General features: G+C 40.8%; 13 protein-coding genes and 1 tRNA gene. 2 read left to right on the top strand and 12 right to left on the bottom strand.

Going from position 1 to position 13,122, the window contains the following annotated elements; genetic code table 11:
- Positions 1 to 136 precede the first annotated feature (136 nt).
- From FJR11_RS00070 to lepB, 4 genes are all read right to left on the bottom strand, one after another.
- A complete protein-coding gene (locus FJR11_RS00070) occupies positions 137 to 1,888 on the bottom strand; it encodes a R3H domain-containing nucleic acid-binding protein (RefSeq protein ID WP_168501703.1) in 1,752 nt (583 codons plus the stop codon).
- Between the two features lie 45 nt (positions 1,889 to 1,933).
- The gene (gene ldpA / locus FJR11_RS00065; RefSeq protein WP_168501702.1) at positions 1,934 to 3,226 is read right to left on the bottom strand and encodes a circadian clock protein LdpA; all 1,293 of its coding nucleotides are present in this window, start codon (positions 3,224 to 3,226) and stop codon (positions 1,934 to 1,936) included.
- A gap of 85 nt (positions 3,227 to 3,311) precedes the next feature.
- The gene (locus tag FJR11_RS00060; RefSeq protein ID WP_168501701.1) at positions 3,312 to 4,088 is read right to left on the bottom strand and encodes an MOSC domain-containing protein; all 777 of its coding nucleotides are present in this window, start codon (positions 4,086 to 4,088) and stop codon (positions 3,312 to 3,314) included.
- Positions 4,089 to 4,092: 4 nt separating this feature from the next.
- Positions 4,093 to 4,749, bottom strand: coding sequence for a signal peptidase I (gene lepB / locus FJR11_RS00055; RefSeq protein ID WP_168501700.1), 657 nt, complete (start codon positions 4,747 to 4,749; stop codon positions 4,093 to 4,095).
- Between the two features lie 283 nt (positions 4,750 to 5,032).
- On the opposite strand from lepB, the gene FJR11_RS00050 reads away from it, so the two are divergent.
- Positions 5,033 to 6,352 carry a dihydroorotase gene (locus FJR11_RS00050; protein WP_168501699.1) on the top strand — a complete coding sequence of 440 codons (1,320 nt, stop codon included), beginning with the start codon at positions 5,033 to 5,035 and terminating at the stop codon, positions 6,350 to 6,352.
- A gap of 21 nt (positions 6,353 to 6,373) precedes the next feature.
- Here the strand turns inward: FJR11_RS00050 and tsaE are convergent, their stop codons facing one another.
- Both tsaE and yvcK read right to left on the bottom strand, forming a co-directional pair.
- Positions 6,374 to 6,805, bottom strand: coding sequence for a tRNA (adenosine(37)-N6)-threonylcarbamoyltransferase complex ATPase subunit type 1 TsaE (tsaE, locus tag FJR11_RS00045; protein WP_168501698.1), 432 nt, complete (start codon positions 6,803 to 6,805; stop codon positions 6,374 to 6,376).
- Positions 6,806 to 6,854: 49 nt separating this feature from the next.
- Positions 6,855 to 8,228 carry a gluconeogenesis factor YvcK family protein gene (gene yvcK / locus FJR11_RS00040; protein WP_168501697.1) on the bottom strand — a complete coding sequence of 458 codons (1,374 nt, stop codon included), beginning with the start codon at positions 8,226 to 8,228 and terminating at the stop codon, positions 6,855 to 6,857.
- A 146-nt stretch (positions 8,229 to 8,374) separates the two neighbouring features.
- Here yvcK and ruvC point away from each other — a divergent pair, with 146 nt between their 5' ends.
- Complete coding sequence (gene ruvC, locus FJR11_RS00035) at positions 8,375 to 8,866, top strand: crossover junction endodeoxyribonuclease RuvC (protein ID WP_168501696.1); 492 nt, start codon at positions 8,375 to 8,377, stop codon at positions 8,864 to 8,866.
- Between the two features lie 9 nt (positions 8,867 to 8,875).
- Here the strand turns inward: ruvC and FJR11_RS00030 are convergent, their stop codons facing one another.
- From FJR11_RS00030 to FJR11_RS00005, 6 genes are all read right to left on the bottom strand, one after another.
- Positions 8,876 to 9,796, bottom strand: coding sequence for a carbohydrate ABC transporter permease (locus FJR11_RS00030; protein ID WP_168501695.1), 921 nt, complete (start codon positions 9,794 to 9,796; stop codon positions 8,876 to 8,878).
- A 183-nt stretch (positions 9,797 to 9,979) separates the two neighbouring features.
- Positions 9,980 to 10,447, bottom strand: a complete 468-nt coding sequence (locus FJR11_RS00025) for a phosphate-starvation-inducible PsiE family protein (protein ID WP_168501694.1) — start codon at positions 10,445 to 10,447, stop codon at positions 9,980 to 9,982.
- Between the two features lie 283 nt (positions 10,448 to 10,730).
- A tRNA-Asn gene (locus FJR11_RS00020) sits at positions 10,731 to 10,802 on the bottom strand.
- Between the two features lie 159 nt (positions 10,803 to 10,961).
- On the bottom strand, positions 10,962 to 11,510 hold the full coding sequence (locus tag FJR11_RS00015; protein ID WP_168501693.1) for an NYN domain-containing protein: 549 nt from the start codon (positions 11,508 to 11,510) through the stop codon (positions 10,962 to 10,964).
- Positions 11,511 to 11,872: 362 nt separating this feature from the next.
- Positions 11,873 to 12,541, bottom strand: coding sequence for an ABC transporter ATP-binding protein (locus tag FJR11_RS00010; protein WP_168501692.1), 669 nt, complete (start codon positions 12,539 to 12,541; stop codon positions 11,873 to 11,875).
- A 14-nt stretch (positions 12,542 to 12,555) separates the two neighbouring features.
- Positions 12,556 to 12,828 (bottom strand): hypothetical protein, encoded by a 273-nt coding sequence (locus tag FJR11_RS00005; RefSeq protein WP_168501691.1) that lies wholly within the window; start codon positions 12,826 to 12,828, stop codon positions 12,556 to 12,558.
- Between the last annotated feature and the right edge of the window lie 294 nt (positions 12,829 to 13,122).

Here is a 13,122-nt window from a genome sequence, read left to right as displayed (position 1 = left end):
CATTTAGACTAAAATACCTTTTTTCTGGTTTTACCTGCTGAATGTGGGATTCAGACAATTAGTGGATATTGTGCTATCAAAAAAATCCCCCGAAAAGATGTAAAAACAATCCTTTCAGGGGAAATTTATCAACAACCTACGCCGGGTAAATTCTTAACCGCCGATTAGGTTCATCGCCAAAACTATCGGATTTGAGGCGATAATGTTCAACCAACTCATGCTGCATTTTCCGCACTTGGGAAGAACGCGGTAATAACTCCACAGGCTGACCTTTAGGGATAACAATCTGCTCTACAGCAAGTCTAGCCTCCTCCAAAGCGTCCATCTCATCATCACCACCGTTATGTAATAACAGTTGTAACTCTCGGTCATCGCCAATATCTGGATCATCAATATTCAGTAAACGGCGAAGACTGCGAGTAATTTGGGGAATTGTACTAGACTTGATCACATGAATGGGTACATGACGAGCCTTAGCCATTTGTCTTAACTTAGCGTGATTCTTGACGTGCGATCGCAAAGCCAGAATAGCATCCGCACTATCTAAGTCTTTGGTCAATATCACAGGCAAAGTTAGCACATTAATCACCTGTTCCAGTTGGTGACGACTCACCCCATAGGGGTAAATGTGCAGTGGTAAATCCTCCCCATTTGGCCCTGATTGTTTACGGCTGACAAAATCAAAACCTTCAGAGTAATTGAAAGATTCATCCAACAAGCGGTCAAACTCACTGCGTCCCGTCGGTCTTTCCCGATCCAGAGATAAAGGTGGTAAAGCCACCATTTGTCCAGAAGAACGCCAACCATTAGGTTTAGCAGCTAAGAAAGATTCTTCCACATTCGTAACGTGGCCATTACCGTTGCCATTGCCATTGCCACCATTAACTACGGATAACTGTCTAGCAATGCCAACCTTGCCATGATCATCAACAGTTCTCGTTTGTGGAGTCGGTTGACGACCACGCAACAGAGTATCAACCGTATCAGCCACACACTCATGAACTACCCAGCGTTGCCGTTCTAGCATTTCCACAGCAATCTCAAAAGTCGGTGGAGCTTTACGTTCCAAAACCGTCTTTTGCGAACCACGCCGTCTAGCTTCATCATCTCCCAGGGTAACAGCCTGAATACCTCCAACCAAATCCGACAGAGTGGGATTTTTGATCAGGTTTTCAATCTGATTACCGTGGGCAGTTCCTACCAATTGCACACCCCTTTCCGCAATCGTCCGGGCTGCTAAAGCTTCCAATTCCGTGCCAATTTCATCAATGATAATGACTTCTGGCATATGATTTTCCACAGCCTCAATCATGACCTGATGTTGTAACTCTGGTTTAGAAACTTGCATCCGTCTCGCACGACCAATGGCTGGGTGAGCAACATCACCATCCCCAGCAATTTCGTTAGATGTGTCAATAATGACCACTCGCTTATTTAAGTCATCCGCCAACACACGGGCAATTTCCCTTAAAGCCGTGGTTTTACCAACACCAGGACGACCTAGCATGAGAATTGATTGACCAGTTTCCACCAAATCGCGGATCATAGCAATTGTTCCGAATACCGCCCTGCCGACCCGACAAGTTAAGCCAATAATCTTACCGCTACGGTTACGGATAGCACTGATCCGATGTAAAGTTTGCTCAATTCCTGCCCGATTATCCCCCCCAAAATTTCCAACTCGTTGAATGCAATCATCTATCTGTGCCTGAGTGACCGGTGTTTCGCTCAAATACTCCGCTGCATGGGGAAACCGAGCTTCGGGACGACGGCCTAAATCTAAGACCACCTCAACTAAAATATCCCCTTGAGGATGATTTTCTAGTTTTTGTTGGAGGTCTTGGGGCAAAATGTCTAACAACTTTTGGAGATCTTCTGTAATCGTCATGCTTTCTATTGGTGACTTGACGTTTTTAGAGATATGGTTGGAGCGTTACTGCCCAGACTTAATCTGGGAAACGAGAGTATGGGCAAGCCTTACAGCCTCCCACAGTAATTCCGGTTCTGATTCTAGGCGGATATTACCTTGACTATCAGTGTTAATCACCTCCTTGTGTTCCAACTGGTCAAGAATAGATGACAGCAATACACGGGCGTAGCTACCATAGGCAACCCCGGAGATGGAGGCAGAGGGGCAGGGGGCAGGGGGCAGCGGAGAAGAGGCAGAGGGGCAGGGGGCAGGGGGCAGGGGAGAAGAATTTTCCCCATTGCTTCCTGATCCTTGCTTCATTTCCTCGTTATCTCTCTTCCTCTCTTTTCCCTGCTCCATTTCTTCATTTTCCCCCTTGCTCCCCGCTCCCTGCTCCCTTGCCTCATTTGCTACCTGCTCCCTTGCCTCTTTCAGCAGTCCCATTCCCTTTAATTTAGGAACGGTGTAGCTATTAGTGCCGCCTGCTAACTGCACATATCCCGGTAGGTTTGCTGCCAAAACTTTTTGTCCCAATTTTACTGTGGCTATGGTAGTACCATCACCAATATCACCACTCATAGAACGTCCATCAGTTTGCCAAATTAAAAACTGGGGACGAGGGACAATCAAATCATAAATAGCTTGTAGGTAATTAATTAACCCTTCTCCATCATTACAACTGATGGCTACTAACTTTAATTTATCTGCCCAAGGTGTCATTGCGTCCCATAACCGTTGGAATTCTGCCAACCGCCCCACTTGAGTATGAATTTCTACGGCTTCTATTCCCGTTGACATAATCAATGGTGCGACCTCCCCTGGCGTTGACACATATGATTTTGTATAAATTATCCCATAAGGACAGATAGGAATGCAACGGCCACAGCCATAACATTTTTCGGAAATTACTCCAGAAAAATCATCTTTGGTATTGTTAAATAAAATTGCTTGGGCTGGACAAATTTTCTCACATGGTCTGGGACAATCCCTAGGGCAGTCCTGAGAATTAAACTCAGCTTTCCGAAAATGGGGATCTTCGCCATCATTGAGGCTAACCATTAACAAAGGCAAATCACCTGCAAAGGCAAAGCCGCGCTGCTGGGCCTCATCTGCCAAACTTTTGGCTACCAGTAAAGCTTCTTGGGTAGCGGCAATGACCGCCGGATCGGCTGCTACATCTATACAGTCAGCACCAGCCAAGGTGTAGGCTAATGTGAGATTTCTGACCGCAGGAAGGTGTTGGAAACTGGCTCCGCAAATTAATTTGAACCAGTTACCTTGTTTTAGGGATTGTAAAGGGGCTAATAAATCAGTCACATTTCCATTATGCGTTTATTCGACTGAAAATAGCAGCCCGTTATCAGGAAAATTTAGATTTTTTTTTGTTACTAATTTTTTATTGCTAAATTTCGATACTACTGCCAAGTGTAATTATTTTCCCTGTTTCCGTTACGGGAACTCTAGTATTTACACTCAATCTATAAAAATGATTAAATTGCGCCGTATTTACATAAGTTGGCATAGTTGCTTGGCGTTTTTGCCCAAAGATTTTCTGAAAATTTGGATAAACTTCCCCTGAGTAAGAATCCCTTGTGGGAACTACACAGCGTTGACAAGGGTTAATTGCCAAAAACTGTACATCTCCCACTGTAAAGCTTACTGTTTCCCCACTAGCAGCAAATAACTTATCTTCCCAAAATGCTGGCACACCGTCAATTTCAATATTGGCACGCATTCGCCGCCGCATTTCATCAACATTGATACCAGGAAACCAGGATGCAACCTCTATTAAGGTAGCTGTACTAATGATGGTTGCCCCTGGTGAATCTGTATCATCAGGAAAACCCATGGTGGTATTTTGCTGCAATTGCACAGGAAAACCCAAAAAATCGCTGAAAACTGCGGCTAATGCTGGACGTTCTTCATCTAAATGAAAAACTTGTTCTGAATTTTTACCGGGAAATTTGAGCTTTACCAGCCTTTGTTCCACAAAAAACTCTGAACGCAACAAATGGATTTTCGGATAACGCTTCCCATTAACAAACTTATTTTGTGCGTCAACAAATGCAAATTCCCGGTCATACTTAAGTGAGCCACGGTCAAGAATAGTCGCCTTTTCTACTTCTACTCCATCTAGCGACTTAATTGGATATAAAAAAATCTTTGCTAGATATGCCATCATTTCATGGCTTTGGAGATGAATAGGCAGGAGATTTATCAATTGCACCCATTCTATCAAGCGGCCAAAAACGAACTACAGCCCGACCAATAATATTACTACGGGTAACAACACCCCAACAGCGCCCATCATAACTGCTAGGACGGTTATCACCGAGCATTAAGTAGGAATTTTGCGGAATAATTTCCGGTTGAGCCAAGAAAGGAGGTTGGAGTCCGCTACTATTGCAAGCTTCAACGAATGTCCGCACAGAGGAGGATAGGTAAACATCTTCCTGTAGGGGCTTGCTATTGACATATACTTTGCCCTCTCTCAGTTCTACTTTTTCTCCAGGTAAACCAATTACTCTTTTAATAAATGCTTCCCGTTCAGGATTATTCTGTATTTCTTGTGGTGGTAAAAATACTACTATATCTCCTCGTTCAGGATTAGAAAATTTATACTTCACTTTATCAACAATAATCTTGTCTGCTTTCCACTGGTCTTTGACACCATGTAGAGTTGGTTCCATAGAACCAGTGGGAATCCAACGGGCTTCGGCGACAAAGGTACGAATTCCTAGAGCCAGAAAGATACTCAAGATCATCGTTTTACCTAGCTCTACCATCCAGGAATTATCGGGTTCTTGGCTAGAGTTTTTATCAGACGCTTGATTTTGCATGAAATTGTTGAAGTATGTTAAGAGACTAGTATTGAACTCAGACAGATAGACTTGATATTATTAATCTTAACGAGATGTAGCAGATGGTAGGTAAATAAAGTAAAAAATCTAGTGTTTTTCTTTTATTCAACTACAAATACTAAGGTTTTTAGCTTACTTGATGATAAACATTTTTTAACACAAAACCAAAATCGCCGATTCTTCGTGGAGATTAAGTTTACCTTAAAGGAAAAGTTATCTATGATCCATAAATAGTCCCTTTATACTTAAAACTTTTAAATCCATGTCAACTCCACAAAGTTTACTGATTCGCCACGCTGAAATTATTTTACCCAATGGTGAGTCAATGATTGGCGATGTGCTAACCCAGGGAAGGCAAATAGTTCAGGTAGGACAAGAAATCACTAATGCCACACCCACCCGTGAGATTGACGCACAAGGATTAACTTTGTTGCCTGGCGTAATTGACCCCCAGGTGCATTTCCGTGAACCAGGACTAGAATACAAGGAAGATTTGTTTACTGCTAGTTGTGCTTGCGCTAAGGGGGGTGTGACTTCCTTTTTAGAAATGCCCAATACAAGACCTTTAACCATTAGCCAATCAGCTTTAGATGACAAGTTACAACGGGCTGCCCAGAAGTGCTTAGTTAATTATGGCTTTTTTATTGGAGCTACGGCCGATAATCTACCAGATTTACTCTCTGCCCAGCCAACTCCGGGAATTAAGATTTTTATGGGGTCAATGCACGGAGATTTGTTGGTGAGTCAGGAAGACTCTCTAGAGGCGATTTTTGCGAAAGGAAGCCGTTTAATTGCTGTTCATGCGGAAGATCAAGCCAGAATTAAGCAACGAAAACAGGAGTTTGCGGGTATTACAGATCTGGCTGTTCATTCCCAAATTCAAGATAATCTAGCTGCTTTGTTAGCCACCCAATTAGCATTAAAACTTTCTAAAAAGTATCAAAGACGGTTACATATCCTCCATATGTCCACAGCAGAGGAAGCGGATTTACTGCGTGAGGATAAACCGAGTTGGGTAACGGCAGAGGTGACACCCCAACATTTACTTTTGAATACTAATGCTTATAAAACTATTGGTAGTTTAGCGCAAATGAATCCACCATTGCGATCGCCCCATGATAATGAAGTTCTCTGGCAAGCTCTACGTGATGGTATCATTGACTTCATTGCCACTGACCACGCCCCCCATACTCTAGAGGAAAAAGCCCAAACTTACCCCAACACCCCTTCAGGAATGCCGGGTGTAGAAACTTCTTTACCTTTAATGTTAACCGCTGCAATGGATGGGAAGTGTACTGTTGCCCAAGTTGTGCAATGGATGTCTAAAGCCGTAGCTGTAGCCTATGGTATTGCCAACAAGGGAGAAATTACGCCCGGTTACGATGCGGATTTAGTTTTGGTAGATTTAAAAAATTACCGTGAAGTTAAACGGGAAGAAGTTATCAGCAAGTGTGGTTGGAGTTCCTTTGAAGGTTGGAATTTAACAGGTTGGCCTGTAACAACAATTGTCGGCGGTGAAATTGTTTATGATCAAGGGCAGATAAATACCCAAGTTCGCGGACAAGCTTTAACTTTTTCATAGTTAGTTGTCAGTTGTTAATACTTAACAATTTACAGTCATAATTTCGGCTTGACGTGAGCCATTTTCACCATAGTTTAAACATACTTTTAAATAACTATCTGGTAAATATGGCATTCGTTCAGCCCATTCAATGGCCACGATTCCTGGTATTACTTCTATCCCTTCCCAGTAGCTTTCTAGGTTCAACCCAGTCACTTCTTGAGGTTCTAGGCGGTATAAATCTAAGTGATAAAGGGGAATGCGTCCTTCTGGGTACTCATTAATGAGAGTAAAGGTAGGACTGACAATAGAATCAATTATCCCCAAACCTTTACCAATCCCTTGCACTAAGGTAGTTTTCCCCGCACCTAAATCACCTTCTAATAAAATCACACTTCCAGCAGTTAAAGTTTCCCCAAGGGTAATACCTAATTGCTGTGTCGCTTCTATGTCAGCAAGGAAAATTTTAGTCATTGGTCATTGGTCATTGGTAAAATTCAACCCAGTCCCCAGTCCCCAGTCCTTACTTCCCGTGATGCGCTCCACTATACCATTTTAATAAAACCTTGGCTAGTCTCTGCGGATCATGGCGAACAGCACCATTTTCATCTTCAAATAAAATATTAGCAGGAACTAATCGCCGTCCTAATTGGGTGACAGCTTCTCTATCCAAAAACACTGGATGGGCATTTTGTTGGGCATAACGGATCAGGGCTTGGGCTGAGGGTGTTTTTTTATGAACTAATACGGCATCGAATAACCTTCTATTGCCACAAGCATCATCTATGGCTTGAATATGTTCAGCAACGCTATATCCATCAGTTTCTCCTGGTTGAGTCATGATATTGCAGATGTAAATGCGGGGTACATTAGTAGCGGCGATCGCATCGGCAATTTCTCCAACTAATAAATTAGGAATTAAACTTGTATAAAGACTACCCGGACCAATAATAATGTAATCAGCTTCTTTAATGGCTTTAATTGCGGCGGGAACTGCGGGGGGATTTTCAGGAATACAGCCAATTTTGACGATTTTTCCCGCAGCTTTGGGAATATTCGACTCACCCTCAATGCGGCGGCCATCGGTTAATTCTGCCCAGAGACGGACATCGCTAAGGGTAGCAGGTAAAACTTGTCCTCTCACCGCTAAGACTTTAGAACTAGCAGCGATCGCTTGTTCCAAATCCCCAGTAATATCAGTCATGGCAGTTAAAAATAAATTACCAAAACTGTGACCTGTTAAGCCATCTCCTGCCCGAAAACGATATTGAAATAATTCTGTCAGTAATTTTTCTTCATCTGCCAGCGCTGCTAAACAATTGCGGATATCTCCAGGTGGTAAAACGCCAAATTCTTCCCGCAACCTCCCAGAAGAACCGCCATCATCTGCTACGGTGACAATAGCAGTAATATTAGCACTGTAGGTTTTTAAGCCTCTGAGTAAAGTTGAAAGTCCAGTCCCACCACCAACAACTACGATTTTGGGACCTCGGTATAAGCGACGATGTGCCAAGAGGACATCTATTAATTCCTCTTCATTAACTCCAGGTCTTAACACTTCTGTAATTGAACCGACTGTGCGGGATTGTCCCCACAGCACTAACATGACACCAAATATAAGCAGTAAGGGACCGCTGATATAGTTGGGTAAAATGTCGGCGAGGAATGCTAAAAAACCTTTCAGTAACTCTAGTATCCAAAAAATGGGGGTTAATTTTACCCAAATAGCCAACCCCAAACTGGCTAAGACAACACCCCCAACAGTGATAAGCAACCAGCGTTTCACCGCTAATCCAGGGGATAACCATTTGAACCATTGGTTAACCCGATAGGAAGTGCGGCTGTGGGACTGGAGTTGTAGCGAATTAATGGCCTGTTTCAGGAAACCGATAAACATACCTAATAGGGAACGTTGGTACAAACAATATTTAACAGAAACTTTACATCACTTGCCTTAAAGATTAGGGAGAAACTATAAGATTTATTCATTACTTCATATTTTCGTGCCTCTTGCCTCTTACCAAGTTAATAAAAGTGAACTTTATGAAAAAACGCATCTTAGGAATAGATCCAGGACTGGCAACTGTGGGTTTTGGGGCAATTAATTGGCAACAAAGTCAAACTCAAGGACAAGAAACAACGGTAGAGATGGTAGATTTTGGCGTAATTCGTACTTCTGCCGATACGGAAATGACTCAGCGACTATGTATTTTATTTGACGATTTACACACTGTGATGGAGGACTTACAGCCAGATTTGGTGGCAATTGAAAAATTATTTTTTTATCGGATGGCAAATACCATTATTGTAGCCCAGGCTAGAGGTGTCCTGATGTTAGTTTTGGGACAGCGTAAGCTGCCTTATGTGGAATTTGCACCACCCCAAATTAAGCAAGCTTTAACGAATTATGGTAAAGCAGATAAGGCAGAAGTCCAAGAGGCTGTAATGCGGGAGTTGGATTTAGATGAAATTCCTCGGCCAGATGATGCGGCTGATGCTTTAGCGGTGGCACTAACGGCTTCATTCCAGTTGTGAGATTGACAATTACCAATTACCATCTTGCTGATTGACCACTAATCGCAAAATTGATAAACCTAAGATAATTAAAAATAGCACCAAACCAATTGTACAAGCATAGCTAATTTCTAAATTACCAAATGCTTGCTCATACAAATAATAAACAATTGTCTTAGAACTATTCAGAGGTCCGCCTTGAGTCATGATATAAACTTCTTCAAAAACTTTAGTGGCAGCAATGGCAGAAATTACGGCTACTAAAGCTAAATAAGGTTTCATTAATGGTAGGGTAATATCCCAATGTTTACGAATATGATCTGAACCATCAATAGCAGCCGCTTCATAGATATCAGCGGGAATAGCTTGTAATCCAGCTAAATAAATCACCATGTAGTAGCCTAGTCCTTTCCAAATAGTTACAGCCATAATACTAGCTAGGGAAATGGGGACAATTCCCAAGATTTTATCTGGACTTGTTAGCCAAGGTATTCCGTCGGGAAAAATCCCTAAAATTTTGAGGATTTGGTTGAGTAATCCGTTTTCTGCATATAACCATTTCCAAGCTATCCCTGCCACAACCATAGAAATTACGACTGGGGTATAATATGCTGTTCTGAACCAATTCATTCCCCGCAGTTTTTGATTGACTAAAATTGCTAAAATTAAGGGGAAAAATACTAAAATTGGCACAACACCAATCAGATAAAGAAATGTGTTTTGTAAAGTTTGCCAAAAAACAGGATCTTTCGATAAACGCAAAAAGTTTTTCAAGCCAATCCACTGGGGAGGATCTCCTATATTTTCATAGCTAGTAAAGCTCAGATAAAAGGCTTGAATTGCTGGCCAAAAAACAGTGGCTGTTAATATCAGTAAAGCGGGCAATAAAAATAAATACGGAGTAATTTTCTGTTGAATTAAAATCCATTTTTTTGATGTTAATTGAGACATATACATCTATTTGAGGATAAAGTTTTGGTAATTATGGGATCTTGTTATCAGCATATCAGGCAATTATCTAGAGATTAGATCCAAATTGGAGTGGATTTAAATTCTCCTTTAATCATATAAATTTATCATGAGGGAATTGGGAATTGGTAAAATTATCCTCTTCCCTATTGCCCAATAGAATTATCACTCTGGTTCTACTGTTTCATGTTTGGTAATTTTTACCTGTTCTAATAAACGAGGCATCCAAGGTAAAGCCAGAAAAATTCCTGCTAAAACTAGTAAAAATACAGAAAGTCCAAAAAGTTGATCACGGGAAATTTCTAATACACCACGTAAAATTACCTCTCGTAAAGCTGAAACAATGGTAATTTCTACGGCTGCACCTACAGATATACTCCTTTCTTGTAGGTAATCAACTAATAACCGAAACAATTCTACTAATATCAAAATAAATAAAATATCGGATGTTACTTGTCGTAAATCTAATGGATGTAAAAATGATAAAAACATATCTCCTAATCGCATAAGCATGACACAAAATAAACTTACGCAAAGGGAGATCACAATAATATCCTGAAAAAATTCTAAGTTACGGACAATTCTATCCCGTTTGAACCAACTATTAACTTCTATAATTATCCGCTGTGGCATGGTATTTTCCAAAAAAGATCAATAAATCTATTTAAACAATTAACCATTAAACCAATCTTAATAAAGTGAATAGAGAACAAGAAGTAAGTAGCTAGGTGCAATTAAAGTATTGTAGGAGATTAACCTGGATTAAACCCCTACCCTCAAGCTTGAATTAATTCTTAGTTTTATTTTTTTGTCGTGCTTCAGTAGCTGATTTACCAACCAGTCTTAATATTTGTTTACATACAAAATCAAAAGCATGAAGTGGAAAACCTCATGCTTCATCTTTTATTTATTTAAACTCCCCAGGCCGGATTCGAACCAGCGACCAATCGATTAACAGTCGATCGCTCTACCACTGAGCTACTGAGGAACGCTCTTAACTTTAGCTATAATAAACCGAAATCCAAATTAATGCAAGTGGTTTTGGAAAATTTTTTTAACTTTTTTTTGGTTGCTGCTGAAACCTTTCATTTTTAATACCCCAAACCCTTTCCAGCAGTGATATTCAGAGATTTTAGAATTATAAAATCTATAATCCCATCCGTAATTCCGTTAGCCGTTGTCTGGCTTTAGCATCAATCCCATTCACCAGAAATCTACTTTTGGGTTTTTTTTGCGACTGATACCTATGGCGCATCCGACAAACAGTAGTTTCCACTTCCCCGCATAGTTGATGCGCTGACAACCATTCAGCCCCATACCCCTGAACTGTTAATTGCTGCGCCCGATCTGATGTAGCGACAATCATGCGAGAAAGTAAAGATTGGGCTATTTGGTGACGGAGAGACGCACAGGTTTTTTCTATATATGTGTCTGCGGTCTGGCCAAAATCCGTATAATGTACTGTTAAAAAATCTGTAATAGTTTCTCTGTTGCTAGGAGTGTTTTGATATTGAGCATCAAACACCACCTGAGTTTCATAACCTTGGAAAGCACTATAATTAGTCATTGCTTCCACCAACTCACCCCGTGCAGCCTCAAGTCCGGCATGATCACGGGTTTTTATCAAGCAAGGCCAAGCGCCTATAATATTGTAACCGTCTACTAAGAGAACGGCCGGGACTATGGAACGAGACATGGTTTTTAATCACAATTATCTAGAGTTAACAAAAATCATTCATAAGACTTATAGTAAATGAAGCATTGCTTGTAACCCCATGCTACAAAAAATAAAAAATGCTTCTTTCAATCAAAATTAGACCCTAAGATAGAAGCCTTAATTCCGAAAACGCCTCTAAAAATAAGGATTGCTGAAGTTGTTTTCTATAAAAAATATTTTTTCCCAATCTGCAAAATTTTATATTTCGCTATATTAAAAAACCAGATACCTATACAGCATCCTGTATTCTGGCATCTGGTCAAAAATTTCTCAAAATTAGGGCTTTTACTTCTTCTTTCTTCTTCTTTTTTCTGACTCCTGACTCCTGACTCCTACTAAACCTAATGATGTACTTGAATTAATCGCTGTTTAAGACGTTCTGGTTCACCGGCATCAACTAAACAGCCTTTTTCCAATAAAAAAGCACCATCACAGTAATTTAACTCTTCTAACCGATGAGTTACCCACAAAGCTGTAATTCCGCGACTTTTAACGAGATTACGCACACTAGCCACTAAATCGAGTTGACTATCTGGATCTAGTAAAGCAGTGGGTTCATCTAATAATAAAACATCACAATGACGAGCGATCGCCCCAGCAATTGCCACTCGCTGTTTTTGTCCCCCAGAAAGGGCATAAATAGGTCGTCGCTGTAGAGACAATAAATTTACTGCCCCCAAAGCTTCCTCAACCCTAGCCTTCACCATAGCCGGTTGTAACTTTTCCGCCACCAATCCAAAAGCCACATCTGCACCAACTGTTGGCATTACTAGTTGATGATCAGGATTTTGGAACACAAAACCAACGGGAGGTGAAACCATAACTTCCCCAGATTGAGGAGCTAATAAACCTGCTATTAATCTCAGAAGCGTAGATTTACCACTGCCATTTGTCCCCAGAAGCATCCAAAACTCACCTTTAGGTACTTTAAGAGAGCAAGATTTGATTACTTGCTCTCCATTAGGCCAAAAGAAGTTTAAATTATTAACTTCAATGCCTACTGCTGTCATGTTTACACCTTGGGTTACTCAGCAGTAAAAGCAGCAAAGCCAGGTGGTTTACCACTGCTAGTAGCTGCACTATCTTTTTGGATAATCTGAACTCCCGAAATTTCACTAGCACGAACAGCAATTTTTTTCTCTGTTTTGCCTTCGCACTTGAGTTCCACAAGATCAGGATTACCAGAACGCATTGCTGCCAAAATTAGCTGATAGACAGCTTCGGCATCTTCAGTAGACTTACGTTGTACTGATATGGGGAAAGCAGTATTTCTGATGCTTAAGTCAATGGTAAACATTTAGAATTAATCAATTTTCACTTTAAAACCCATTCTAGCGTCATTAGTCAGTTGTCAGTTGTCGGTTGTCAGTTGCGAAGAATTTTTTCCCTACTTTCCTACCCTTCCCATCCTCAAATAAAATTTTCTTTCTAGTTCACTAGCAAAATTAGAGATTTTCACCTATTATGATAGAAAGCGTAAAAAATTGTAAACTAGATTGACAGTCTGGTTAATTTTGTGTAGGCGGCTCATATTCGCCATCTATAAACGCATAAAATCCGTAATTATAAAACATTTTGGAGATTTGCTCTC

This window comes from Anabaena sp. UHCC 0187, assembly GCF_009712035.1.
Taxonomy (GTDB): domain Bacteria; phylum Cyanobacteriota; class Cyanobacteriia; order Cyanobacteriales; family Nostocaceae; genus Dolichospermum.
This window is presented reverse-complemented; position numbering and strand designations above follow the sequence as displayed.